The sequence below is a fragment of the Mycobacterium sp. VKM Ac-1816D genome (genome assembly GCF_000416385.1).
GTDB classification, from domain to species: Bacteria; Actinomycetota; Actinomycetes; order Mycobacteriales; family Mycobacteriaceae; genus Mycobacterium; species Mycobacterium neoaurum_A.
The window spans coordinates 165,181-191,039 of the sequence record NZ_AOHQ01000137.1 but is presented as its reverse complement, the minus strand read 5'-3'; the positions used below and the strand labels follow the sequence as shown (position 1 = coordinate 191,039).

Genomic DNA, 25,859 nt, shown 5'->3' with positions numbered 1-25,859 from the left:
TCGAGCAGCCGGCCACCACGTCGGGCGCCACGCCGGTCGTGACCGCAGACCGATTGCCACCGACCGGGGCGCCGGCCACCGTCGCCGAGACCGCCCAGCCGGTCCTCGGTGCCGGTACCGCCACGACGCCGACCGAGCTCGCCTCGGCGGCCGCCGGGCAACCGCTTGTCGAGACCGATCCGGAGCAACCGCCCTTGCAGGCCGCGGTGGCCGTCGCCGCACTGGCCGCCGTGCGCGACGAGCTGGAACGTAACTCGATGCGCCGCAACGCCTCTCCGGCGGCGGCGCCGGCCGCATCGCCGGAGAGCAAAAATGTCCTGCTGATCGGGGTCGACGGCACGAACCTCAGCAAGGTGCTGTCCGATCCCGCCAATGCCAATTTCTTCACGCTGATCCAGGAGAGCACCACGGCGCCGTCGAGCATCGTGGGGCACACGACCATCTCGAATCCGTCATGGACTTCCATCCTGACCGGGTTCTGGGGTGAGCGGACCGGGGTGATCAACAACATCTTCACGCCGTGGACCTATGACAACTACCCGACGGTGTTCAATCAGCTCGAGGGTGCACACGGCAACGGCATCCAGACCACGGCCATCGCCAACTGGGACGTCATCGCGGCCATCGCCGCGGCGGGCGCGAACCGGGCCGACACGGTTCACTACATCGGCCCGGAGTCCAGCTGGGCGGCGTCCGACGATCTGGTCGGTTCGGTCACCGGTGCCACCATCGCCGCCGCCGACCGCGATGTCGCCAACTTCGTCTTCAGCTATTTCGTCGGTGTCGATGAGGCCGGACACGCCTACGGCGGCGGCTCGCAGGAGTACACCGATGCGCTGCTGAACTTCGACCGCAACCTGGGCTTGATCATGCAGCAGGTGCGTGACTGGGAGGCGGTGAACGGTGAGACGTGGACGGTCATCCTGGTCACCGACCATGGGCATCAGCCGCAGCGGGGGCTCGGCCACGGTTTCCAATCCCCGGACGAGACGGGCACTTTCGTCGTCGTGCGTGGTGAAGGATTCGGCGGATCAGGCCCCGGGAACGGTCTGATCAACCTGCAGTACGAGATCGTCGATGTCACCCCGACCGTTGTCACGTTGTTCGGCGGCACCGTCCGACCGGGTAGCGACGGCACCTCGATGACCGAGCTCACCAACAACGTCCGTCCGATCGACAACGACGATGCCTTGCGCGCGGCCCTGCAGGACATCATCGGTATGAACGGCTACCCGGATATCGCCACCGATGTGACGCTGGGGATCCGCACCATCTTCGCCTCCGTCCCTTACTTTTTGGTCGATATCGTCGACGGCATCGTCGGTGGACTGAAAGCGGTTGCCGGACAGAACATCTTCCTGGTCAGCTTCCTGGCCGGTGCGGCCGTCGGTCCCGTCGAGTTCATCGGCGACCTCGGCTACGTGGTGACCAACTTCGCGGCGCAGATCGTCGCACGGATCACCGGGGTCACCGGTGCCAGCATCTTCCCGCTGTGGCCGCCCGCCGCACCCGATTTCGCCCCGTATGACCCGGATCAGCTGATCACGATGGTCGCGGTGTGCGGCGACCCGAGCGCGGCCGCCGCGACACAGTGCCCGGCGTCGATCGCGGTCTGAGCGATCAGGGTTTCATCGAGCCCAGGTAGTAGGACTCGTCGCCGGTGGGATAGCCGCCCCCATCGGTGGCGATGTGGACGTGATCGAAATGGTTCAGGGTTTCCGAACCGTAGTCGGCCGTCCAGCTGGGCGCGCCGATGCCGGGATAGAAGCCCTGCCGCCAGATCACGTGGATGACGCCCCAGCGTTCGGCGTTGGCCAGCGCGAGTCCGGCGATCTGGTTGCCCAACTCGATACCCTGCTCGCTGTTGTGGTCGGGAATCATCACATCGATCGCCAAACCGTTGGGATGCCATTTCAGCGGATCCTGCCGGTAGCCACCGATGGTCGTGATCTCCGGGTACATCATGCTGATGGCACGGGCCACCCAGACCGTCTTCACCTGCAAGCCCGCCTCTGGCGCAACGCCGGAGGCCAACGGGAAGTCCAGAACCCGAGGTTCGACCGGGGCGGTCGCGGCCAGCAACTCGGCCTCGGTGGCGCGCTGTCCGGGTGGGGCCGAGGAGGAGGGCGGTGTCGTCGGGTTCGCACCGGCTGCCGCTCGGTGTTCGGGGTCCGAGAGGTGCGCCGGCGGTGCACCGTTCTGGACGATGACCACGGTCGCCGACACCGCCACCGACATCGTGAGCGCGAGCCACCTGCCACGGTTGCCGGCTAATGCGATCTTGCTCACGGAATGCACCTTAAACCCGGTGTCGGGTGGATCACGGCAATGTCGACGAACTGACCCGTCGAGTTCGCCCGACAGGACCTCGACCCGGCGCCGGGCTGACGCGTCGCGTCGATTGAGCAGCAACCGATGTATCGGACGGGTGCCGTGGTCGCCTCGCGTAGATCAGCAAAATGGGGCCGACGGGATTCGGTACAGGGTTGGCGCGATGACGCCGGACAAATGAACGGTCAATGGCCGACGTGTGGCGCTCGACGGAACACGTTTGCGCGATGTGTCGCAAACTGAGAGTTTTCTAAGCGCACGTCTGACATACTGCTCGCGGCAAATTGTGTCAGCTTAAGGAGCTTCGGTGGGAAACGTGCCCAGCACAGTCTTTTCGGCATTGGCAGCGGGTGTTTTGGCGACGACGGGGGTGGCCGTCGTCTCGGTGGACGGTGAGCGCGCGGAACTCGCGGGCTCGGCAACCGTCGCGGCCCCGCATATCGTGCACGCGCAACCGGTGCTGGCCGCTGCGACCGCGGTGCTGCCCGCCCCGGCCCCCAATGCGCTCTACGGTGCGCAGGTCGGCGCCGGCGCCCAGGATGCCGGTGGCCCGGCCGCCGCTGATACCGGTGGCACCCTGATCACGTTCGTTCCCGCCGACAACGGTGCCGACGATTTCTCCGCCGCGCCCGGTGACTCCGCACGTTCGGTGGCGCCCGAGTTCACGCCCGAGGTGTTGGCAGAGGCTGTCGCACGCACCGGCGGAGACCGTGACACGCCGGTCACCATGATGATCGCGGCGGCGGACGGCTCCCTGCAGGTCGCGCAGACCAATCTCGGCGATCTGCCCGGGGCCATCGCCGGGTTGCTCGGTGATATCGGCGGCCGTATCCCGGTGATCAGCTTCTTCGTCCGCAACGGTGACGCGGCCAACCCCGACGGCGGCCTGCTCATCGGCAACGGATTCACCTCGGTCACGGCCGGTGTCAACGGTGGTCGGGGCGGTTTGCTCTTCGGCAACGGTGGTGCCGGTGGACTGGGCGCCGATGGCGGACAGGGCGGCCTGCTCGGCAGTGGCGGCGACGGCGGCCTCGGCGGCGGAAACGGCGGTCACGCCGGCTTGCTGGGTAACGGCGGGCGCGGCGGCGACGGTGTCGGCGCGATCAACGGTGGTGACGGCGGTCGCGGTGGCCTCATCTTCGGTGATGGTGGTCGCGGCGGTAACGGTGATCTCACCAACACCGGCGCGGTCGGTGGTGCCGGCGGCGCCGGCGGACAGGCGGGCCTGCTCGTCGGCAACGGTGGTGCCGGTGGTGACGGCGGCAGTGCGGAAGGCTTGAACGCGGTCGGCGGTGCCGGCGGCGACGGCGGTACCGCGGGCATCCTCGGTGCCGGTGGCGGCGGTGGTGCCGGAGGCAGCGCAACCGGAACCGAAGACGTCATCGGTGGGACCGCCACCGGTGGTGCCGGCGGTAATGGTGGCCAGGGTCTGTACGCGCCGGGACGCGGTGGCAACGGGGGCTCGGCGACCGCGTCCGAGACCGGTTCGGCCGTCGGTGGTGCCGGTGGTACCGGTGGCGTGGTCGAACTCGGATTCGCCGGCGACGGCGGCACCGGCGGTGACGCGACGGCAACGTCCGGTAACGCCACCGGCGGTGCAGGCGGCAGCGGCGGTGGCAACGCGATCGTCGGCGGCGGCGGGCGCGGCGGCAACGGCGGTAACGGGACATCGCAGACCGGTGCCGGAACCGGTGGTGCCGGCGGCAGCGGCGGCGGCAGCGGCCTGGTGCTCTTCGGCGGTGGTCGCGGTGGCGACGGCGGCAACGGCACCAAGAACAACGAAGGCGGCACCGGCGGCGCCGGCGGCCAGGGCGGTAACGGCCGGGGCATCCTGACCGGCGGCGGACGCGGCGGCGACGGTGGTAATGGCGTCGGTGACGGCGGCTTCAACAGCGGCAACGGCGGCAGCGGCGGCAACGGCGGTAACGGCAACTTCGGTGGATTCGGCGGCAACGGCGGCAACGGCGGCCAGTCCAACGGCAATCCCGGCCAGGGCGGCAGCCCCGGCGGCGGACCGGGCAACGTCGGCGGCAATGTCGTCTGACCGATCGCACATGTGAGAAGGGCCGACCCGCGGAACAAGGGTCGGCCCTTTCTCGTTGGCCAGCTGAGTGACACTGGACCTACATCCGGCGACGTCACGATCGCTTGGCACCGAATCGAACACGGGGGGCCCATGACCACGTCCGGTCTGTTCCGGGCCACCGCTCTCGTCGCGGCAGTCACCGTCCTCGTCGCAGCGTGCTCCACCGACTCGGGACCCGATGATCACGGCCGACTCGGTCCGCAGGCGCAACGCGCCACCTCGCCGATCAACTTCGCCTTGCCGGAATCGGAGCGTTACCACCGGCTGGCGACCTATCCGGTGTATCTGAACCGGCCGGCGGGCGCGGACCCGGCGGCCGAGACCGCGGCCGAGATCTGCACCGCCGGCGCCGACGGCAACACCGTCATCTACACCGATGCCGCCGCCAAGCGCATCGGCTTCGTCGACATCAGCGATCCTCTCAACCCCGTTGGTGCAGGCACCATTTCGCTCCGATCGCTCGGACGCGCCGACGACCGGCCGACATCGATCACCGCGGTGGGGGAGTTCGTGCTGGTGGTCGTCGACGGCACCGGAACGGACCTCACCAAACCGTCGGGACGGGTGGACGTCATCCGGGTCGCCGACCGGACCCGGGTGCGCAGTATCGATCTCGGTGGACAGCCCGATTCGATCGCGCTGAGCCCGGACGGCAGCTTTGCGGCCATCGCCATGGAGAACCAGCGTGACGAAGAGACCGCGCCACCCGGTGGTGCCGAAGGTGACCTCCCGCAGCCGCCGACCGGATTCCTCCAGTTGTTGACCCTCGAAGGTGGGCCCGCCCAGTGGCGGTCCCGCCGGGTCGACTTCGACATCGAGCAGGCCCGCGCCGCCGGTCTGGACACACCGGAGGATCTCGAACCGGAGTACGTCAGCATCAACGCGCGCGGACAGGTCGCGGTGACGCTGCAGGAGAACAACGGCATCGCCATCATCGACGGGAACACCGGTGCTGTCTCCTCGATCTTCAGCGCGGGCACCCAGGCCGTCGAGGGTATCGACACTCACGAGGACGGCAGCGTCGACCAGAGCGGCTCGATCGCGGCGGTGCCGCGCGAACCGGATGCCATCGGCTGGATCGGTGACGATCATGTCGCCACGGCCAACGAGGGTGACTGGAAGGGCGGTACCAGAGGCTGGACGGTGTTCGACGCCGCCACCGGCGAGATCACCTGGGACGCCGGCAATTCGCTGGAAGAGCTCGCGGTCCGCACCGGGATGCACGTGGAATCGCGGGCCGAATCGAGGGGCGCCGAACCAGAGGGTCTGATCAGCACCGAGATCGGCGGTCGGCCGATGGTGTTGGTGGCCTCCGAGCGGAGCAACTTCGTCGCCGGCTATGACGTCAGTGACCCGAAGGCCCCGGCGTTCCGCCAAATCCTGCCCACCACGGCCAACCCGGAGGGCATCCTGACGATCCCTTCGCGAAATCTGCTGGTGGTCTCTTCGGAGGCGGATCATGCCGATGACGGCGTGCGTTCGGCGATCACGATCTTCGGGTACGGCGGTGCGTACGCGGGCATCGATGCCGGCAGGCCCCTGTTCCCGTCCGTCGTCTCCGGCGACCTCGACGGAACGCCCATCGGCTGGGGCGCGCTCGGTGCGCTGGCGGCCGACCCGGCCGCTGCGGACCGGCTGTTCACCGCGACCGACGGCGCGTACGGACCGGCACGTGTGCTGAGCATCGACCTGTCCAAGACACCCGCGTTGATCGACAGCGAACTGCCCATCACCGAGAACGGATCACCGGCGAGCCTGGACATCGAGGGCCTGGTGGTACGTCCCGACGGCTATGTGCTGGCCGTGGAGGGCCCCGACGGTGGCGGCAACGAGTTGGTGAATGTCGCGCCGGACGGTGCCGTCAAGGATCACGTGCGGCTGCCCGCCGAGGTCGCCACGGGTTTGGCCGGTCAGGGCCTGGAGGGGGTGGCGATCGACGGCGAGACGATCTGGGTGACCCTGCAGCGCGAGATCGCCGGTGATCCACCGGGAGTCGTGCGCCTGGGCAGGTACACCCCGGCGAACCGGCAGTGGGACTGGTTCGGCTACCGGCTGGAGCCGACCGAGGCCGACGGGGATCGGATGAGCCTGTCCGAGATCGTCGTACACGACGGTGGGTTGCTGGTCCTCGAGCGCGACAACCGCACCGGTCCCGAGGCCAGGGTGAAGGCCATCTACCGGGTCGCGCTGCCCGCCGGGCCCGGTGCGGCCGGTACCGCCGAGCCGCCGGTGCTGCCCAAGACACTCGCCCGCGACCTACTTCCCGATCTGGCCGCCACCAAGGGATTCATTCAGGAAAAGGTCGAGGGCTTCGCGATCGCCGGCAACGGGAACCTCTACGTCGTCACCGACAACGACGGTGCCGAGGCCGGCACCGGCGAGACGGTGCTGTTGAACCTCGGCCCTGCTCGCGATGCGCTCGGCTAATCCTCCTTGCGGATCAGCCGGCCCAGTGCCGCGCGGTCGGCAGACAGCAACTCGTCGATACGCGCCTGGTTGACGTCGGCGACGATGATCTCACCGACCTCCTGATACACGTTGCTGAACAGGCCGTGCTTCTTCAGCTTCTCGGTTTGGTAGATGTTGTCCTCGGTGGGTGTCACGTAGTACACGATCTCGGGCTTGAAGCGGTGGATGAGCCACAGATGGATCACGTCCATCAGGCGCTTCTTGCGCAGCTTCTCGGCGTAGGTGTTCTGGTCTCGCACCGTCAGGATGCTGCGGCCGTGCCGGTCCTTGATCGGATCGACGATGACGTCGGCGACCTTGTCCTCCCCGTCGCCGTAGATGCCGAGTTCCAGCACATCGGATCCGGCGCGACGCGGCCTCAGCTGGACCCGCAGTGTCTCGCTGAGCTGATAGTGCTCGCCCCAGATGGCCAGCCACTCTTCCAGCAGCTTCTTGGGCACCTCGGTCTGCACGAGGTGCTGGTGTTGGGTAGATCCCTTGCCCATCGATTTGGTCGTCGCGGTGCGCCCGGACGATGCGGCGAGCGCGGCATCGCTGCGCGGACCACCGACGAGGGTTTGCGGTGTGCGATAAGGCGATTCGACCAGGCGCATCTTGCGCTGCAGGCGGGCCAAGGACAGCATGCCGTCCTGGAGCAACGCGGTCGCGAATTCCTCGGCGGCCACCCCGTCGATCTGATGTCCGCCGTAGGTCATGAAGTTGAACACGAAGCCGAGCTTGCCGATCTCCTCGGGGAAGGCCCGCATCTCGTCATCGCTCATACCGGTGGTGTCCCAGTTGAAGGACGGCGAAAGGTTGTAAGCCAGCATCTTGTCCGGGTACACCGCGTGGATCGCGTGGGCGAACTCGCGGGCGTCGGCCAGGTCGGCGGTCTTCGTCTCCATCCATAGGATGTCGGCAAATGGTGCCGCGGCAAGCGATTTGGCGATCGCGTAGGGAATGCCGCCGCGGATCTGGTAATAGCCCTCCGGTGTCTTCACCCGTTCGGGGTCCCACACCACGTCCGCACCGAGGGATTTCGCCTTCTCGCGTGCGGCGTACAGCGAGGCGGTCTTGGCGAACTCCCGCCAATCGGCGGCACTCATGTCCGCGCGTTCGCCTTCGCGCTCGCGGAACTCCAACAGTTCGGCCACCGCATCGCCATAGGTCTCCAACCCGGCATCGTCTTGCCACGCCTGGACGAATTGTGATTCCACCTCGTCGAACAGGGCATCGACGGATTGGCCGGGCCGGTAGGACTCGGCTGCTCTGGACACCGCGTCGAGCAGACCCTGGCGTTCCAGCCAGGATTCGGCCGCCGCGTATTCACCCTCGGGCAACGCATAGAGCAGATGCCCGTTGAGTTCGGTGATCCCCAGGGTGTGGAAGCGCCGGGTGATCGCGAGGAAGCAGGCCTTGTACGGCGGGATCTTCACATTGGTCGCCCCGAGTAGGAACGGTTGATCACGCTCGTCGGCACGGCTGTCGATCAGGTTGGCGGCCTCGGCATCGGTGCGCGCGACGATGATGCCGGGCACCCGCATGATGTCCAACTGGAAGCGGGCGGTGTTGAGCCGCTTGATCTGTTCGTCCGAGGGGACCAGCACCTTGCCGCCCTGGTGCCCACACTTCTTGGTGCCCGGCCGCTGGTCCTCGATGTGATAGCCGGGGACGCCTGATTCGACAAAACGCCGGATCAGGTTGCGTACGTGCGGATCCCCGCCGTGCCCGGTATCGGCGTCGGCGATGATGAAGGGCCGGTAGTCGATCGGGGGTTGCGCGGCACGTTGCTCGGGGGTCATCTTCAACCGCAGGTACTGCTGGTTGCGGTCGGCGGTCAGCAGAGCGCGGACAAGTCCGGCCGCCTCGTCGGGTACTTGACTGAGCGGGTAGCTGGCCAGATCCGGTCCGGGGTCCTCGCTGATCGACCCCTTCGCCGAGGTCGCCCAACCACCGAGATAGATGCCCTCGATCCCCATCCGCTTCATGGTCACGGCTTGGCCGGGAGAGTAGGGACCGAATGTGGTGATGCTCTTCTTCTGCTCGAAGAGTTCCCGCAGTCGCGGATAGAACGCCGTGGCCGCTTCGCGCGCCACCGGATAGTCCGAGGGGATGGTGCCTCGCTGTTCGGCGACCTGGCGGGCCGAGTACAGCCGGGTGATGCCGTCGAAGCGCGGGCTGTCGAAGTACTCCTGGGTGGCGGCCACATCCTGGGAGAACTGCTGCTCGGATGTGGTGTCGGCGCTGCTGGCCATCTATCTGCTCCTCGTCGAGCCTCTGCGGACCACTCGATTATCGCGGTGCGGGATCGTGGCCGGAGGCGAGTTGGGCCGATTGCGCCCGACCGGCCGAGGTCGGACCTAGGCTGCCAGCCATGTCGATCGACGGTGCGGCCGTGGCAGTCGGAGGATTGCGGATGGCTTCGGGCATCTCGTTTTTGGTGGACCCGCTACGCGCGAACCGGCTGTGGGGCTCGCCCGATCGCCCCGACGCCACCGCCCAGTTGTTGTTGCGGTCGATGGGATACCGCGATGCGTTGATCGGGGGATTGTTGCTGGCCGCCGGTGTCCGCGGCAGGAACACCCGCGGGTGGTTTTCCCCCGCGAGCGGGAGGTGCCCCCACGCCTCCGGCGGGGCCGATGCCGCCGACCTGCTCGGTGGCGCCGGAGTTCACCATCAGATGCCGCAGTCCCAGCGGATCATCGGTCTCGGCGGTGCGGTCGTCGGCATCGGTGTCGGCCTGTGGGGTGCCACCCGGCGGCGGGTGACGCAGACCGGACCGACGGCGAGTGCGCCCGGGCATCAGATGTCGTGACTGCCCGCGGGACCCGACCGTGGCCCGTAACGCTCCTCATAGGCGCGGTGTTTGTGCGCATTGCGCTGACGGGACAGGGCGTCGACCAGGTTGGGGTTCAGCCCGTGCTTGGCGAGCATGTGCCGCCGCCAGACCTTGTTGAGCGCGTGTGAGAAGAACACGAACGGGATGAAGATCGGCAGGGTCATGCTGACGTGCAGGTACAGCGACATCGGGATGAACCAGATGGGAGCCAGGATGGCGACGGCCGGAACCGCCACCCTGGCCATCATTCGAACCGTGGCGCCGGGCCCGGCCAGGTCCTCGGCGAGCCACTGCCGCATGGGGGCGGGAAGCGTCTTGCCGTAGCAGTAGGCGATGTACTGAAGCGGGCCGGGTCGCGTCTCGGGCCCTGTGGCAGTCGGCATGGACTCGAAGTCTAAACGTCGGTATTGTGAATTGCGAATTATCTCAATCCATCAATCAGGGGTGCGGCGGACGTGGCGGACAGTTTCCTTGGCGGACCCGAACGACCGCTCTACGAGATCAAGGCCAATCTGTTCAAGGCCTTGGCGCACCCGGCGCGAATCCGGATCCTGGAGATTCTCTCGACCAGTGCGGCAGCCACCCCGGTGAGCGCGATCCTCGCCGATACCGACATCGAACCCACGCAGCTCTCCCAACACCTCGCCGTGCTGAAGCGACACCACGTCGTGCGTGGTCACCGGGTCGGCAATGCCGTGTACTACGAACTCGCCCACCCCAAGATCGCCGAGTTGCTCGTCATCGCGCGCGTGTTCTTGACCGACACCCTCTCGGCTCAGCGCGACCAGCTCGACGCCATCGGCGCACTGCCGCCCATCGGCACGGCGGCGCGATGAAGCCGTCGCGATGGTGGACAACGGCCCGCGCGCTGCTGCCCGGTGCTCGCGACTACGTCGGTCTGCGGTCATCGTGGCGACGCGATGTCCTTGCCGGTATCACCGTGGGTGTGGTGGCGCTGCCGTTGGCGCTCGCATTCGGGATCAGCTCGGGGGTAGGCGCGGCAGCGGGACTGGTCACCGCAATCGTCGCGGGCATCGTCGCCGCGGTGTTCGGCGGCTCCCATGTGCAGGTGTCCGGGCCCACCGGAGCCATGGCTGTGGTGTTGGCGCCCGTCGTCGCCCAGCACGGTCTTTCCAGCGTGGCCATCGTGACCATCCTGGCCGGCGCCATGGTGTTCGTCGCCGGTGCGACGGGCGTGGGTCGGCTCGTGACAGTCATCCCGTGGCCCGTCATCGAAGGGTTCACCCTCGGCATCGCGGTGATCATCTTTCTGCAACAGGTGCCCGCGGCTGTCGGCGCCGCAGCGCCGGAGGGGTTGCGGCCCTTGGCCGCTGCGCTCGAGGCGCTGACGACCGCAGATGGGGTGACCGCCCGGTGGGCGCTGCTGGTGGTGGCCGTGGTGATCGTGGTGATGGTCGGCCTGCGCCGCCTGCTCCCCACCTTCCCGTCCTCGCTGGTGGCGGTGATCGTGGCATCGGTGGTGGTTTCCGTTGCCGCGCTGCCGATCCCACGCATCGGCGAGCTGCCCGCCGGATTGCCCGTGCCGACCTGGCCGCAGGCGGATCTCGCGGCGATGAAGGCATTGTTCGGTGCGGCACTGGCGATCGCGGCGTTGGCTGCCATCGAGTCGCTGCTGTCGGCCCGGGTGGCCGCGAGTCTGTCGGGCACCGCCGCCGGTGATCCCGATCGCGAGCTCGTCGGGCAAGGAATGGCATCGGTGGCCGCCGGACTGTTCGGCGGGATGCCCGCAACGGGTGCGATCGCGCGCACCGCGGTCAATGTCAAAGCCGGGGCGAGAACACGGATCGCCGCGCTCACGCATTCGGTGCTGCTGATCGGCGTCGTCTATCTGCTCAGTGGGCCGGTGGGTGCCATCCCGTTGGCGGCACTGGCCGCGGTGCTGATGGTGACGGCGGTGACGATGATCTCCGGCGGCGTCATCGTCAGGATTCTGCGCAGTGGTCGGTCGGGAGCGCTGATCTTCGTGGTCACCGCGGGTGTCACGGTGTGCCTGGATCTGATCCAGGCCGTGGAACTGGGGATGTTGGTGGCGGCGCTGTTCGCGCTGGCCGCCATGGCCCGACGCAGTGGTGTTCATCGCGAAGCGTTGCCGGGCCCGTACCGACCCGGCGATGAACACATCATGCTGCTCCGGTTGGACGGCGCCATGTTCTTCGGTGCCGCCGAGCGGATGTCGGCCACGATCGCCGAACTCGCGGTCTCCGGGCCAGCGGTGGTGATCATCCGGATGTCCGGCCTGCATCACCTCGACGCGACGGGTGCCCATGCCCTGAGTCGGATCACCGGACAACTGGAGTCGCGCGGAACGATGGTCATCATCAAAGGTGTCGACCCCGAGCAACACGATCTGCTGACCAATGTCGGCATCCTCGAATCGTTGCGGCACGAAACCCATCTGATGAACGGTCTCGATGAGGCCATCGCGCACGCTCGCGCGCACGTGCACCGCGAAAATGCGGTGACGGCACAGGGTTGGCACCACGCCTAGACTCGCAGCCGTGACGAAGCGCCTGGCTGCGGTAATTCTGATCTGCGTCCTGGCCGGCTGCACCAGGACGGTGGACAACCCGCGGGCCACGTCCCAAGCGTCGATCGGACCGATCGCGGCCGGACAGGTCGCCGATCTGCTCAGCCCCGATATCCAGAATCAGGATGGCAACAGATTCGCCGTCGTCGTTCCGGACAGCTGTGCCGGCACGGCCCTGGAGGTCGACCCGCCGTTCCTCGTCGACCACGGGCCCGCGGCCGAGGACGGCGGGCACTGGTCAGGGGCCAACGGCAGCTCCGAAGTGGTGAACGAGGAGATGGTCGCGGTGTACCCGTCGGACTTCTCGGCCGCCGACGCACTCGCATCGGCGCGGCGGGTCGTGGAATCCTGCGCGGGCAGCGAGGTGGACGTGACCACCATGGCCGACCGCACCTACACGTTCACCGTCGAGGCGCCCGCCGTGCAGGCACCTGCGGGTTCGGTGCTGTGGTCGCTGCGCAGCGCGGAGTGGAACTGCGACAACCTGGTGGTGGCGGCACACAATGCAGCCATCGAGGTGACCAGCTGCGGACCGGGCGGTGGGATGGATACCGTCGCGGCCGCCGAGCAGGCGCTCGAACGCATCGAGACGCTGGCCGACAACACCGCCTGAACTCGGGTAGTCCTACTCATCCGCGCGGCCGCCGAGTGCGGCACGCTGTAGCCATGCCGCTCGACAAGCTCCTGCCCGCGCCCAGATCGGTGACCGCCGACGCGGGTAACCGTGACCGCGCCATCGATGTCGCCCGGCTCTCCGCCCTTGTCGTCGTCATGTTCGGGCACTGTGCACTGTTGCTCGCCACCATCGACGGCGACGGACTGTGGATCGGCAATATTCTCGGCGAGTTGCCGCAACTGACCCCCATCACCTGGGTGGTCCAGGTGATGCCGCTGTTCTTCTTCGCAGGCGGAGCGGCGGCCGCCTACGGCTGGCATCCGGGCACCCCATGGGGCGGCTGGCTGGTGAGCCGCGCGCAGCGCCTGTGCCGGCCGGTGTTCTGGTACCTGGCGTTCTGGACGGCGGCGCTGGTGGTGGCGCGGTTGGTCCTCGGTGGCGAATCGGCCGACCGGTTGGGCCGCGAATGTGTGGCGCTGCTGTGGTTTCTGGGCGTCTACCTGGTCGTGATCGCCTTCGTTCCGCTGCTCACCCGCATCCGCAGTACCGGCGGCGCCGCGGCCGTGGTGGCGCTGCTGGTGGCCATCGCCGCGGGTGTCGACCAGATCCGGTTCGCCGTCGGTTCGGCCGAAGCCGGGGTCGGCAACTTCTTGTTCGTCTGGCTGATCCCGGTGGTCATCGGCGTGGCGTACGCCCGCAGGCTGATCAGGCCCGTCGGTGCGCTGGCCGTGGCGGTGATCGCTTTCGCTGCCCAGGTACTGCTGGCGCTGACGCAGACCTACGAGGTGTCGCTGGTCACCACCGGCAGCAGCCACGGGGTCTCGAACGTGTCACCGCCCACGGTGTTGCTGGCCCTGCACTGCATCTGGATGTCCTGCGTCTTCGTCGCGGCCGCCGGTCCCGTCGGTCGCTGGGCGCAGCGCCCCCGGGTCTGGTATGTGGTCGCGGTCGGCAACTCGGGCGCCATGACCCTCTACCTGTGGCACATCCCGGCGATCGCCGTCGCCACCTTTGCGCTGAACGCATTCGGACTCGACGCCTACGACGTGCACGCGCAGGACTTCTGGGCGATGTTGGCGCTGCGTGCGGCCGTCTTCGCGGTCGTGATGTTCGTGACGTTCCTGCTGCTGTCCCCGCTGGAACACCGCAGGCTGCCGTGGTGGGACGCCCCGGTCGGGGCGGCCGGGGCGCGCTCGGGGCGAGCGGTGGTTCGGTCGGTGGTGGCAGGGGTGCTGATCTGCGTGTCGGGGGTGGCGATGCTGCTGGTCGCCAAGAACGGGCTGGCCGGGGCCGACGGCTGGGTGCCGTTGGCATGCTTCCTGATCGGGGTGCTGGCCGCACGTGCCTGCGCGTGATACTCATCCCGGTCGCTGCGCTCTTACCCTCCGAACCGCTGTCAGGGCTATTCGGTAGGGTCTCGGCGTGACTTCGAGCGCGCCCGTGATCCGTACCGTAAATGCCCGTCTCGCTGAGGAACTGGCGGTTGCCGAACGCCAGGTTGCGGCCGCCGTGCATTTGCTCGACGAGGGTGCCACGGTCCCGTTCATCGCGCGGTACCGCAAGGAGGTGACCGGCAGCCTCGACGATGGTCAGCTGCGCACCCTTGAGGAGCGGTTGGCATACCTGCGTGAACTCGACCAGCGCCGCGACGCCGTGCTGGCTTCCATCGAGGAGCAGGGCAAGCTGACCGACGAGCTGAGGAACGCGCTGCTGACGGCGGAGACCAAGGCCCGCATCGAAGACATCTACCTGCCCTACAAGCCGAAGCGGCGTACCAAGGCGCAGATCGCTCGTGAAGCCGGTTTGGAGCCGCTCGCGGATCGGCTGCTCGCGGACCCGTCCCTGGTACCGGACGAGATTGCCGCCGAATTCGTGGGGGAGCAGGTCGCCGACTCCGCCGCCGCCCTCGACGGCGCCCGGCACATCCTGATCGAGCGGGCGGCCGAGGACGCCGAACTGGTCGGTGACGTGCGCACCAAATTCTGGGCCGACGGCACGCTGCGGACCGGACCGTGGTCCGACGAGGCGGCGAAGAGCCCGGCCGGACAGAAGTTCCGCGACTACTTCGAGTTCTCCGAACCGCTGGAGAAGATGCCGTCGCACCGGGTGCTCGCGGTGTTGCGTGGCGAGAAGGAGCAGATCCTCGCGGTGAACTTCGACGGTGGGGCCGACGAGGTGTACCAGGCGCGGGTCGCGCAGAGCCTCGGTATCGACCTGGCCGCTGCGGGCCCGGCCACCTCGTGGCTGGCCACCACCGTGCGGTTGGCCTGGCGGACCAAGCTGATGATCTCGGCGGCTGTCGACGCTCGCATCCGGTTGCGCCAGCGCGCCGAAGCCGATGCCGTCGCGGTGTTCGCCCGTAACCTGAAGGATCTGCTGCTGGCCGCGCCGGCCGGGACGCGCACCACGCTGGGGCTCGACCCGGGATTCCGGACCGGGGTCAAGGTCGCCGTGGTGGACGGCACCGGCAAGGTGGTCGACACCTGTGCGATCTTCCCGCACCAGCCGCAGAAGCAATGGGATACCGCCAAGGCCACACTGGCGGCGCTGGTCGCCCGCCACGGTGTCGAGTTGATCGCGGTCGGCAACGGCACCGCCTCCCGGGAGACCGATGCGCTGGCCGCCGAACTGATCGCCGACATCCGCGCCGCAGGCGGTCCCGCGCCGGTGAAAGCGATGGTCAGCGAGGCCGGCGCCTCGGTGTATTCGGCGTCTGCGTATGCGGCGCACGAACTGCCACAACTGGATGTGACGCTGCGCGGGGCGGTGTCCATCGCGCGGCGACTGCAGGATCCGCTGGCCGAACTGGTCAAGATCGAGCCGAAGTCGATCGGTGTCGGCCAGTATCAGCACGATGTCACTCCGGGCACTCTCGCCCGCAGTCTCGACGCGGTGGTCGAGGATGCCGTCAACGCTGTCGGGGTCGACCTGAACACGGCGTCGGTGCCGCTGTTGGCGCGGGTCTCCGGTGTCACCGACACCTTGGCCGAGGCCATCGTCGCGCATCGGGAGAACACCGGCCCATTTCGCAGCCGCAGCGCGCTGCTGAAGGTGCCGCGGCTGGGGCCCAAGGCTTTTGAACAGTGCGCGGGCTTTTTGCGGATCACCGGCGGCGATGATCCACTGGATGCCTCCGGGGTACACCCGGAGTCCTATCCGGTGGTGCGGCGCATCCTGGACCGTTCCAACATCACGCTGGCCGAGCTGATCGGCAACGAGCGCGCCCTGCGCGCGCTTGCGCCGACAGATTTCGCCGACGAGCGGTTCGGCGTGCCCACGGTCACCGACATCCTCGCCGAACTGGAGAAGCCCGGCCGCGACCCGCGCCCGGCATTCTCCACCGCGACCTTTGCCGCCGGTGTCGAGAAGGTCGCCGATCTGAAGGCGGGGATGGTGCTCGAGGGCGTGGTCACCAACGTGGCGGCGTTCGGCGCCTTCGTGGACGTGGGCGTGCACCAGGATGGGCTGGTGCACGTGTCGGCGATGTCGGACCGATTCGTTTCCGATCCCCACGAAGTGGTCAAATCCGGACAGGTGGTGCGGGTCAAGGTCGTCGATGTCGATATCGATCGGCAGCGGATCGGGTTGTCCCTGCGGCTCAACGACGACGCCGCGCGCAGCGGTGACCGCGGGCCCGGCAAGGGCGGACAGGGGCAGCAGAACCGCGGCAACCAGCAGCGTGGCAATCACCAGCGAGATCCGCAGCGAAAGCCCAACCGCGGTAACAACTCCGCCCGTCGCGAGTCGGCGCCGTCGGGATCCATGGCGGAGGCACTGCGCAATGCGGGCTTCGGAAAGTAGTCCCCGGGATATATTGCCGGCATGGCAGAACAGCAGGTCCCCGGCGGGGTGGTGCATCCCTTGCCCGCGGATCTGCGTTCCGCGCTGATCGGCAACGGCACCGCGCTGGCGGCGTGGAAGGACATCACGCCGCTGGCCCGCAACGAGTTCATCTGCTGGGTCGAAGACGCCAAGCAGGACAAGACCCGGGAGCGCCGGATACGGCGGACACAGGAGGAGCTCGAGGAGGGGAAGCGGCGACCGTGCTGCTGGCCCGGCTGTAAGCACCGCAAGCGCACGGGGAAGGCTTGATCAGGGGTTGATGGTGTCCTCGCCGACCTGACGTCCCCAGACGTACTCGTTCATGATCGGCTGCCCGAGCTCGAAGTGGTTGTATGGGGCGATGCTGGCGCCGGTGTCCATCACCAGGTACGGCATCGGCCACAGGTCCCGGGTGATCGGCTGCCAGCAACCGGGACGGCCGCCCGGCCCGCCGCGGGCGTTGACACGCGGCAGGTTGTCCGGGAATACGTAGCGATTGCCGGCCCCCACCAGCTGGTCGCGCAGCACCAGGGAGTAACCGTTGCCACCGAGCATATCGGCGTACTTCGGTGCCACGTTGTGGTAATTGCGCAGGCTGCACAACAACTGCGGACTGTAGTAGTCCAGCAGCGCGCTGGTCGGTAACAGGTCCTGGGCGCCGCGCACCAGGTAGGGGCCGCCGCGCTCGAGAACATCCGCGGCGTTGTTCCCGAATCCGACCGCTGACAGCAGCGCCGCGTCCACCGCACCGCGTTCGTCGTTCATGGCACGTGCGGTGATCGTGGCGTTATCCAAGCCGTCGAACAGGTCGGGCGCGGCATCGGCATAAGTGTCGGACAATGCGATCAGTCCGGACACGTCACGACGGATCTGCGGCATCCGCGCATTGAGCTCGCCGAGGATGTCGTTGCCGTCGACCAGCGACCGACCGAACTTGTCTCCCAATCCATTCAAGGCCTGGGCGGTGGCGGTCAGGGTCTGGTTGAGCTTTACCGGATCGATCTGCTGGGCGATCCCCATGATCGTCTCGAAGACGGTGTTGAACTCGGTGGTGGTCGCCGACGCGTTGATCACCGCACCGGGCTCAAGTCGTTCGGATGACGGATCGGCGGGTGAGAGCAGCGAGATGTATTTGTTGCCGAAGACCGTCGTGGCGCGCAACTGCGCATCCACGTTGGACGGGATCAGTTCCAGGTATTGAGGTTTGACATCCAACAGCAGCTTCGCACGGACATCGTCACCCTCGGTCACCACCCCGGCGGAGGTCAGGCGGCCGATCGGGACTCCGTTGAAGGTCACCTTCGAACCCGGATCCATCGACAGCCCGGCGCGTTCGGCCATGATCACCAGTGGCACAACGTCTTCGAGGTAGCCGCGGAACTGCACCCAGGTCAGGCCGAATATCAGCGCGACGATCAGCAGCAGGACCGCGCCCGCCGCCCGATACGGTGGTTCCTTCGGGTCGTTGGTGGGCTCCTCGTCGACCGATTCGGTGCTATCGGCCCCAGGTGCCATGATCACCGGCCAATTGCACCACAGCGCAAGGGATTTACGATCACCACGGGGGTGTGACGCCGGTGTCACCGACCGCCCGTTGTGATGGCGGTTACAACCGTCGACTACAGACCCATGTCCTTGGCGATGATCATCTTCATCACCTCACTGGTCCCGCCGTAGATCCGGCTGACCCGGTTGTCGGCGTAGAGGCGAGCGATCGGGTACTCGTTGATATAGCCGTAGCCCCCGTGCAGCTGCAGGCAGCGATCGATGACCTTGGACGCCAGATCGGTGCAGAACAGCTTGGCCGCTGCCGCATCGGCGGGTGTCAGTTCGTCGGCGTCGTGGGCGTTCATCGCGCGGTCCACCACCGCCTCCATGGCGTCGACATCGGCCTTGCATGCGGCGAGTTCGAACTTGGTGTTCTGGAACGCGGCGACCGGCTTGCCGAAGACCGTGCGGTCCTTGGTGTACTGCGCCGCGAAGCGCACGGCGGCCGCCGCCTGGGCGTAGGAGCCGACCGCGATGGCCAGCCGTTCGCGGGGCAGGTTGCGGCCGAGGTAGGAGAAGCCCATGTTCACCTCGCCGAGCACGTCCTCGGCGGGCACGGTCACGTCGGTGAAGTTCAGTTCGGCGGTGTCGGAGGTCCGCAGGCCCAACTTGTCGAGCTTGCGGCCGACGGTGTAACCGGCGGAGGTGGTGTCCACGACCAGCAGCGTGATGCCGAACCGTCGGTCGTCTTCCCGCGGTGCCGCGGTACGGGCGCACACGATGACGCGGTCGGCATGGACGCCACCGGTGATGAAGGTCTTGGACCCGTTCAGTACGTAGTGCGTACCGTCACCGGAAGGCTTTGCGGTGGTGCGCATTCCCGCCAGATCCGAGCCCGTGCCCGGCTCGGTCATGGCGATGGCGAACATGGTCTCGCCCGACATCATGCCCGGGAACCAGCGCTGCTTCTGCTCCTCGGTGGCCAGCTCCTTGAGGTAGGGCAGGCACAATCCGATGTGGACGCTGGAGCCGCCGAAGGACACTGCGGCGCGCGAGCACTCCTCGGTGATGATGGCCTGGAACTTGTAGGAGTCGATGCCGGATCCGCCGTACTCGGTGGGGATCTCGATGCCGAACAGGCCCAGCTCGCCCAGCTTGTAGTAGAAGTCGCGAGGCGCGATGCCGTCTTCGAACCACTTGTCGTACACCGGCACGACCTCGGCTTCGATGAACGCCCGGATCATCGCGCGAAAGTCCTCATGTTCCTGGGTGTAGACGTCCCTGCGCATCGCAACCTTCCTTGACGGTGAACGGCGTTAGCCAATGCCGACCACTATAAGCTAACATCGTTCGCCAACGCAACGAAGGAGCTCATGGTGGCCAGGCCGCGCATTCTCAGCCGCGAGCGGATCCGTGACAGTGCGCTCGCCATCATCGACCGGGACGGCCTGGAGGGGTTGTCCATGCGTAACCTCGCGGCCGATCTCGGAGTGCAGGCCGCCTCGCTCTACAAGCACTATCCGACCAAGACCGAGGTGCTCGACGAGATAGCCGGCATGGTCGTGAGTGCCGTCGACACCTCGGCCTTCGACGCCGACGAGCCGTGGAACCTGGCGCTGGCCGAATGGGCGCGCTCCTACCGGTCGGCGCTGGCCGCGCACCCCAATCTGGTGCCGTTCCTGGCGCTGGGGCTCAGGCACCGCGATGAGAGCCTGCGCATCGCCAATGCCGTGCACGGCGGGTTGGTGCGGGCCGGATGGCCTGCTCGCGAGGCGACGATGATCGGCGCCGCCACCCGGTCGTTGGTGCTCGGGTCGACCATCGGATCGTTCTCGCGCGGATTCGCCGATGATGCGCAGGTCTACCGGGACCGTTATCCGCACATGCAGCAGGCGCACCGGCTGCCCGCAAAAGCCGACGAGATCGACCAAGGCAGCTTCGATCTCGCGCTCACGTCGTTCATCGACGGATTGCAGGCCCGTTACGCCAACGTCGATCGGGCAGCGGGAGCCTGAATCCTTCGTGCCATACCGGCGCAACGCGCCGACTGTGCGACGTACGCTGACCGGTGATGCCTGGCGCCGGGGAGCGGAAATGACCGAATCCGATGACGAACGGGTGGATGCGGAACCGGATTACCGGTTCACCCTGGCCAACGAGCGGACGTTCCTGGCGTGGATCCGCACGGCGCTGGCCCTCATAGCCGGCGGTATCGCGGTCGTCCAGTTCGTCCCGTCGTTCGGAATCGCCGGCGTTCGGCACGGTTTGAGCATCGTGTTGACAGCAGGAGGGGGAGTGCTGGCCGCCCTGGCGGTATGGCGCTGGCGCCGCGTTCAAGCGGCGATGCGCCGTGATGTGGACCTACCGCCCACGCTGATTCCCGCCATGCTCGGTGTGGCGATCTTCGCGATCACCGTGGCCGTGCTCGTCGTCTTGGTCATCTGGCCTCCAGGCGGTCGGTGAGATGCCACGGTTGCAGCCGCAAAAGCCTGGATTGCAGGCGGAGCGCACGCTGTTGTCCTGGGAGAGAAGCGCTTTGGGTTTCATTGGCGGCGGAGCGCTGCTGATCATCCGTCAGCACGGGCCCTTCGGGTCCGGTCGTGCGCTACTTGCGCTGATCGCCACCTGTCTGGCGTTGAGTGTGCTCGTGGTCGGTTGGCGACGTGCGAAGCTGCTCAATCACCGCGCCCCCGGGCAAACCAGCGTGCCCGCCGCGTATGCGGAGGTGATGTGGATCGGTACCGCGACCGTGGTTTTCGCGATCGTCATCGTCGGCACGCTCGTCGCGTCGGCGATCTTCGATCAGGCGCCGGGTATCAGGCCAACGCCATGAACAACTTCTCCAGCTCGGCTTCGGTCATCGGCCGCTGCCCGTCGGCCGACTCGCCGGTCAGACAGTCGCGCATGCCCGTCGCGACGATCTTGAAGCCGGCCCGGTCCAACGCGCGGGACACGGCGGCCAGCTGAGTCACCACGTCCTTGCAGTCGCGGCCCTGCTCGATCATCGAGATGACGCCGGCAAGTTGACCCTGCGCCCTGCGTAGCCGGTTCAACACCGCTGTGATTGCTTCCTCGTCGCCGACCATGTCTGCTCCCTTCGTCGCACCGAACAGCAATGGTACCGGCGGGGGTATTCCCCATATCGGTGAATGAACTCTCGGTGAATTCACGGCCCGGACGGATAGTTCCCGCTGCCGGCGTCGTGCCTGGTAACGCCCGTCATGGTGGCGGCGATAACCAGTAGACAGCACCGGAAACGGCATTCTCACGAGATGCCGAGTCGAAGCGAGCAAACTAGGCTTCGTCGCGATCCGCAGCCGGGGGATGAGACAGGAGCAGAGGTCAGGGGTTGAGAACCGTACTCGGATTGTCGGTCACCACCAATGGTGTCGACTGGGTTCTGGTCGATGCCACCGTGCCCACGGGGCGTCCCATCGATGACGACCGATTTGCGGTCCGACGCCTCGACGACCTGGTGCCGCGTTGTCTGGCCGCGGTACGCGGGGCCGCCGGTATCGCCGCGGCGGCCGGTTATCGGGTCGGTGCGATCGGCGTGTGTTGGAGCGCCGATCTGGAAGACCGATCCACCGAACTGCTCGCGGCGCTGCGCGATGCCGGCTGGGCCGACGTCCGGCCGGTCCGGCAGATCACGCCCCCGGTACCCGAATTGGACGAGCTGGCCGACTCGGATGACGCCGCGCAGGTGCCTGCAGACCTGTTCGGCGCCGCGATCGACACCGTTGTCGCCGACTGTGCCGACTGCGCGGGCCGTGTCTCGGATTGTGATCCCGAGGTCATGCAGGCGCCGTCCTATCAGGCCGCACATCTGGTGCTGACCAACGCGGTGCCGACCCGGACCGATGGGGAGCAGCCGGCCCGCAGCACGCGCCTGCGCGCGCAGTTGGGCGGGCGACTGCTGTCCCTGGCCGGAGCGGCCGCGGTGACAGCTGTGATCGCGCTGTTCGCCGTCGGCTCGCAGTTCGGCGGATCCGAGGTGCCGGAATCGGCGACCCTGGCAAACCGAGCCACCGTCTCCACACCGCAGACCTCTCCGATCGTGCCTGCGAAACCGGTGGCCGCGCCGGCGGTGGCGCTGCCTGCCGTGCCACCGGCGGCTCTTGCCCCGGCGACGAGTGTCGTTGTAGACACGATTCCCAGCATGGAGTGGGCGCCACCGGCCGTGGAGTATGCCGAGCCCGCACCCGCCGCGCCGGTGGCGCTGCCCGAGCCGATATCGCATCTCGGCGACCCCGTCGTTACCGCCGCGGCGCCCGGCCCCGAAGCGGAGGCGCAGGCACCGGACGCGTCGATGCTGACCGTCCCCGCCGCACCGGCGCCGGCGGGGGAGCCTGTTCCCGCCCCCGGCGCGCTCCCGGGTCCGGCCCCGGCGGATATGGCGCCGCAGCCGGTAGCGGTGGCGCCGGCAGTTCCCTTGTTGCCACCGCCACCTGCCCCTGCCCAACCTGCTCCGGTCCAACCTGCCCCGGCCCAGTCTGTCGATCCGATCCTCGGCGCCTTGCCCTGACGGTCCTGCCACCATGGCGCCGCCCGCTGTTCGTCACCATCGCCTGAACAGCAGAAGCGTAGGCTGTCTAACTATGGGACGAGTCGACAGTGACACCTGGGACCTTGCAACAAGCGTCGGCGTGACGGCCACTGCCGTGGCCATGAACCGGGCGATCGCCACCAGGGCGAATATCGCCGGGATCAGCGATCCGTACGCCGAGCCGCTGGTATCGGCCGTCGGGATCGGCGCGTACGCCCGATACGCCCGTGGCGAGATCGATGGTGCGGCGGCCGACGATATATCCCGGATGGCCGACGGTATCGCTGCGCGTACCCGCTTCTACGACGACTTCGTCACCGACGCAGTCGATTCGGGCATTCGGCAGGTCGTCATCCTGGCCTCGGGTCTCGATGCCCGCGCCTACCGGCTGCGCTGGCCGTCCGATGTCGTGGTCTACGAGCTGGACCAGCCGCAGGTGATCGAGTTCAAGACCCGAACCCTGGCAGATCTGGGCGCGACCCCGGCGGCGGAGCACCGCACGATCGGGGTGGACCTGCGCGACGACTGGCCCGCCGCATTGCGCGCGGCCGGATTCGACAGCTCGGAACCGGCCGCGTGGCTGGCCGAGGGATTGCTGGTGTACCTGCCGCCGGAGTCCCAGGATCGGTTGTTGGACAACATCACCGAGCTCAGTGCGCCGGGAAGCCGGATCGCCACCGAGAACACCGCGACCATCAGCTCGGATGATCTGGTGATGATCAGCGAACGCATGCAGGAGATGCGCGGGAGGTGGCTGGACAAGGGGATCGACCTGGGGGTCGACGTCGATGTCGCCGAACTGTTCTATCCCGGCAAACGCAGCGAGGCCGCAACCTACCTGGCCGGCTCCGGGTGGCGGCCCGTGCTGCGGACGAGTTCGGAACTGTTCGCCGAGTACGGGATGCCCGCGTCCACCGAGGTGCTCTCCGCCTTCGGCGATATCACCTATCTCTCCGCCACGCTCGGCGAGCGTTAGCTCGCGGGCAGGCTCTCGCCGGTGGCGACGGCCTTGGCCCAGCGGTAGTCGGCCTTACCCGCCGGCGACCGCTGGATCTTCGGATGACGGATGAAGGCCTTCGGGACCTTGTAGCGCGCCACCGTCTGTCCGCACACCGCCGCGAGGTCCTCGTCGTCGGCGTCAGCACCCTCGGCAAGTTGCACCACGGCCACCACCTCCGAGCCCCACCGCTCCGAGGGGCGTCCGACCACCACCACGTCATAGACCGCGGGGTGGGCGGCGATGGCACGTTCCACCTCCTCGACGAAGATCTTCTCGCCACCGGAGTTGATGGTGACCGAATCCCTGCCGAGGAGCCGGATGCGGCCGTCGTCCAGGACATCGGCCCGGTCGCCGGGCACCGACCAGCGCACCCCGTCGATGGTCGGGAAGGTGCGCGCTGTCTTGTCCGCATCGCCGAGATAGCCCAGTGGGATCAGATCGCGGCGCGCCAGCCAGCCGCCGCCCTCGCCTGCGGTCAGCACCCTCGACAGGTCCTCGGCGACCACCGCGGTATCGGACTGCGCGGTGAAGACCGCCGGTGTCGTCTCGCCGCCGGAGGTGGAAAATGTGCTCAATTGGGCGCCGGATTCCGAGGCGCCGACCGCATCGAGCAGCGTCACATGGGGCAGTGCGGCCAGGATCCGCTCGCGCACCGTGGGGGAGAGCGTGGCCCCGCCGTTGGTGACGGTGAACAGCCCGGACAGGTCGTAGTCCCCACGTTCGATCTCCTCGACGAGTGGTCGGGCGACCGCATCGCCGACCACCGGAATCGTCAGTACGCGTTCACGTTCGGCCAATTGCAGCACCTCGGCGGGCCGCAGCCGCTCGACATCGTCGGGGATGACCAGGCGCCCGCCCATGGTGATCGCGTTGTAGGCCGCCCATTGGGCGGCGCCGTGCATGAACGGCGGGATCATCAGCATGGCCAGCGCACCCGCGCCCGCGCGGGCCTTCTCGGCCAGCTCGTCATAGGAGGCCAGCGCCCGATCGGCACCGAACGGCCGGCCGCCCATCGAGGACAGGAAGATGTCATGCTGGCGCCACAGCACGCCCTTGGGCATCCCGGTGGTGCCGCCGGTGTAGAGGATGTACAGATCGTCGCCGGACACCTCGGGCAGTCCGGCGGCCGGGGCGGGCGTGCGCACGGCCTGCTCGTAATCCACTGCGCCGGGCAGCAGGTCGTGGCCGGTGCCGTCGTCGACCTGGATCAGTATCTGCAGGTGCGGTACCCGGTCCCGGATCGAGGCCACCCGCGGAGCGAACTCGGCGTTGTAGACCAGGGCCCGGGCCTTCGAGTCGTTGAGCAGATAGATCAGCTCGTCCTCGACGTAGCGGAAACTGACGTTGAATCCGGCGACGCGGGCCCGATAGGCACCGATCATCGACTCCAGGTACTCGTTACCGTTGCGCAGGTAGATGCCCAGGTGGTCCTGGCCGGACTCGTGGCCCGCCAGGCCTTCGCGTTCGGTGTGGCAACCGAGGCCTTGCGCGGCAAGGAAGTGGGCGAAGCCGTCGACCCGGGCGTCGACATCGGCGTAGCTCAACCGGCGATCCCGCCAGACCAGGAACGTCTGGTCGCCGACGGCCCTGGCCACGGTGCCGAAGACCGATGACAGGTTGAAAGTCGCGTCGCTCATACATTGACCATACATTGCAGGCTAAAGCGTATGGTCGAGATCGGCTGCCTCAGCTCAGCGGAAGTGGGGCATTGGCGCTGTCGAGGTGTTCCACCGTCGTGAATACCAGTTCGCCGTCTCCGATGTTCTCGATATCGTGCAGAAGGAACTCGCCGGGACCGAAATGGAAATGCCGCGTCTCGCCCGCGCCGTAGGAGACCTCGCGCACCGTCCCGTCATGGGTGTGCTGACGGCTGCGTCCCGCGTTGACCGCCGTCCAGAAGTAATCCAGCACATGGCGGTGGGCATGCCAGCGTTCCCCGGGAGCCAACCTGATCTCCCATACCCGGACCCGGTCATTCGCACTGAGCAGCCGCGATCCGACCGCGCCGTCGTGCGAGTGCTCCTCGAATTCGGTCTTCAGCCAGTCCGGCCAGCTGTCGAAATCTTCCGCGACGAGTTCACCGGCGAGCGGCAGGTCGGCCAGGAAGCTGTTGTCGGTCATGCGATATGCCTTTC

The 25,859-nt window shown here is 67.6% G+C and carries 23 protein-coding genes; 15 read left to right on the top strand and 8 right to left on the bottom strand.

Going from position 1 to position 25,859, the window contains the following annotated elements; genetic code table 11:
- Positions 1-38: 38 nt before the first annotated feature.
- Positions 39-1,616, top strand: coding sequence for an alkaline phosphatase family protein (locus G154_RS26485; RefSeq protein ID WP_019509919.1), 1,578 nt, complete (start codon positions 39-41; stop codon positions 1,614-1,616).
- A 4-nt stretch (positions 1,617-1,620) separates the two neighbouring features.
- On the opposite strand, the gene G154_RS16045 is transcribed toward G154_RS26485, so the two are convergent.
- Positions 1,621-2,238: a hypothetical protein gene (locus G154_RS16045; protein WP_045546473.1), complete on the bottom strand. Its 618-nt coding sequence runs from the start codon at positions 2,236-2,238 to the stop codon at positions 1,621-1,623.
- A gap of 409 nt (positions 2,239-2,647) precedes the next feature.
- Here G154_RS16045 and G154_RS27295 point away from each other — a divergent pair, with 409 nt between their 5' ends.
- Together G154_RS27295 and G154_RS16035 are read left to right on the top strand one after the other, a co-directional pair.
- Positions 2,648-4,375, top strand: a complete 1,728-nt coding sequence (locus G154_RS27295; RefSeq protein ID WP_131701303.1) for a hypothetical protein — start codon at positions 2,648-2,650, stop codon at positions 4,373-4,375.
- Between the two features lie 132 nt (positions 4,376-4,507).
- Complete coding sequence (locus G154_RS16035; protein ID WP_019509922.1) at positions 4,508-6,844, top strand: esterase-like activity of phytase family protein; 2,337 nt, start codon at positions 4,508-4,510, stop codon at positions 6,842-6,844.
- Here G154_RS16035 and aceA read toward each other — a convergent pair.
- The gene (gene aceA, locus G154_RS16030) at positions 6,841-9,120 is read right to left on the bottom strand and encodes an isocitrate lyase ICL2 (protein ID WP_019509923.1); all 2,280 of its coding nucleotides are present in this window, start codon (positions 9,118-9,120) and stop codon (positions 6,841-6,843) included. The genes G154_RS16035 and aceA overlap by 4 nt on opposite strands.
- A gap of 119 nt (positions 9,121-9,239) precedes the next feature.
- On the opposite strand from aceA, the gene G154_RS16025 reads away from it, so the two are divergent.
- Complete coding sequence (locus tag G154_RS16025; RefSeq protein WP_019509924.1) at positions 9,240-9,680, top strand: DUF4267 domain-containing protein; 441 nt, start codon at positions 9,240-9,242, stop codon at positions 9,678-9,680.
- Here the strand turns inward: G154_RS16025 and G154_RS16020 are convergent.
- Complete coding sequence (locus tag G154_RS16020; protein ID WP_019509925.1) at positions 9,668-10,087, bottom strand: DUF5313 domain-containing protein; 420 nt, start codon at positions 10,085-10,087, stop codon at positions 9,668-9,670. The two genes, G154_RS16025 and G154_RS16020, sit on opposite strands and share 13 nt — an antisense overlap.
- A 72-nt stretch (positions 10,088-10,159) precedes the next feature.
- On the opposite strand from G154_RS16020, the gene G154_RS16015 reads away from it, so the two are divergent.
- The 6 genes from G154_RS16015 to G154_RS15990 all read left to right on the top strand — a co-directional run bounded on the left by G154_RS16015 (position 10,160) and on the right by G154_RS15990 (position 16,960).
- Entirely contained in the window at positions 10,160-10,540 is a 381-nt protein-coding gene (locus tag G154_RS16015) for a metalloregulator ArsR/SmtB family transcription factor (RefSeq protein ID WP_019509926.1), read from the top strand.
- Positions 10,537-12,213: a SulP family inorganic anion transporter gene (locus G154_RS16010; protein WP_019509927.1), complete on the top strand. Its 1,677-nt coding sequence runs from the start codon at positions 10,537-10,539 to the stop codon at positions 12,211-12,213. The genes G154_RS16015 and G154_RS16010 overlap by 4 nt, the downstream gene beginning before the upstream one ends.
- Before the next feature lie 10 nt (positions 12,214-12,223).
- Positions 12,224-12,865 (top strand): sensor domain-containing protein, encoded by a 642-nt coding sequence (locus G154_RS16005; RefSeq protein ID WP_051154388.1) that lies wholly within the window; start codon positions 12,224-12,226, stop codon positions 12,863-12,865.
- Between the two features lie 53 nt (positions 12,866-12,918).
- Positions 12,919-14,223, top strand: a complete 1,305-nt coding sequence (locus G154_RS16000) for an acyltransferase family protein (RefSeq protein WP_019509929.1) — start codon at positions 12,919-12,921, stop codon at positions 14,221-14,223.
- Between the two features lie 67 nt (positions 14,224-14,290).
- The gene (locus G154_RS15995; RefSeq protein WP_023985873.1) at positions 14,291-16,669 is read left to right on the top strand and encodes a Tex family protein; all 2,379 of its coding nucleotides are present in this window, start codon (positions 14,291-14,293) and stop codon (positions 16,667-16,669) included.
- A 21-nt stretch (positions 16,670-16,690) separates the two neighbouring features.
- Positions 16,691-16,960: a YdeI/OmpD-associated family protein gene (locus G154_RS15990; RefSeq protein ID WP_019509931.1), complete on the top strand. Its 270-nt coding sequence runs from the start codon at positions 16,691-16,693 to the stop codon at positions 16,958-16,960.
- Here G154_RS15990 and G154_RS15985 read toward each other — a convergent pair whose 3' ends face one another.
- Entirely contained in the window at positions 16,961-18,205 is a 1,245-nt protein-coding gene (locus G154_RS15985; RefSeq protein ID WP_031601529.1) for an MCE family protein, read from the bottom strand.
- A gap of 104 nt (positions 18,206-18,309) precedes the next feature.
- The gene (locus G154_RS15980; RefSeq protein ID WP_019509933.1) at positions 18,310-19,467 is read right to left on the bottom strand and encodes an acyl-CoA dehydrogenase family protein; all 1,158 of its coding nucleotides are present in this window, start codon (positions 19,465-19,467) and stop codon (positions 18,310-18,312) included.
- An 87-nt stretch (positions 19,468-19,554) separates the two neighbouring features.
- On the opposite strand from G154_RS15980, the gene G154_RS15975 reads away from it, so the two are divergent.
- The 3 genes from G154_RS15975 to G154_RS15965 all read left to right on the top strand — a co-directional run bounded on the left by G154_RS15975 (position 19,555) and on the right by G154_RS15965 (position 21,011).
- Entirely contained in the window at positions 19,555-20,193 is a 639-nt protein-coding gene (locus tag G154_RS15975) for a TetR/AcrR family transcriptional regulator (RefSeq protein ID WP_023985872.1), read from the top strand.
- Between the two features lie 79 nt (positions 20,194-20,272).
- Positions 20,273-20,641 (top strand): YidH family protein, encoded by a 369-nt coding sequence (locus tag G154_RS15970; protein ID WP_019509935.1) that lies wholly within the window; start codon positions 20,273-20,275, stop codon positions 20,639-20,641.
- Between the two features lies 1 nt (position 20,642).
- Positions 20,643-21,011, top strand: a complete 369-nt coding sequence (locus tag G154_RS15965) for a DUF202 domain-containing protein (protein ID WP_023985871.1) — start codon at positions 20,643-20,645, stop codon at positions 21,009-21,011.
- Here G154_RS15965 and G154_RS15960 read toward each other — a convergent pair.
- Positions 20,995-21,264, bottom strand: coding sequence for a metal-sensitive transcriptional regulator (locus G154_RS15960; protein WP_023985870.1), 270 nt, complete (start codon positions 21,262-21,264; stop codon positions 20,995-20,997). The genes G154_RS15965 and G154_RS15960 overlap by 17 nt on opposite strands.
- A gap of 263 nt (positions 21,265-21,527) precedes the next feature.
- On the opposite strand from G154_RS15960, the gene G154_RS15955 reads away from it, so the two are divergent.
- Both G154_RS15955 and G154_RS15950 read left to right on the top strand, forming a co-directional pair.
- The gene (locus tag G154_RS15955) at positions 21,528-22,703 is read left to right on the top strand and encodes a hypothetical protein (RefSeq protein ID WP_131701302.1); all 1,176 of its coding nucleotides are present in this window, start codon (positions 21,528-21,530) and stop codon (positions 22,701-22,703) included.
- A gap of 73 nt (positions 22,704-22,776) precedes the next feature.
- On the top strand, positions 22,777-23,700 hold the full coding sequence (locus tag G154_RS15950) for an SAM-dependent methyltransferase (RefSeq protein ID WP_023985868.1): 924 nt from the start codon (positions 22,777-22,779) through the stop codon (positions 23,698-23,700).
- Here the strand turns inward: G154_RS15950 and G154_RS15945 are convergent.
- Entirely contained in the window at positions 23,697-25,361 is a 1,665-nt protein-coding gene (locus tag G154_RS15945) for an acyl-CoA synthetase (RefSeq protein ID WP_019509939.1), read from the bottom strand. The two genes, G154_RS15950 and G154_RS15945, sit on opposite strands and share 4 nt — an antisense overlap.
- Positions 25,362-25,410: 49 nt before the next feature.
- Positions 25,411-25,845, bottom strand: a complete 435-nt coding sequence (locus G154_RS15940; protein ID WP_019509940.1) for a hypothetical protein — start codon at positions 25,843-25,845, stop codon at positions 25,411-25,413.
- Positions 25,846-25,859 lie beyond the last annotated feature (14 nt).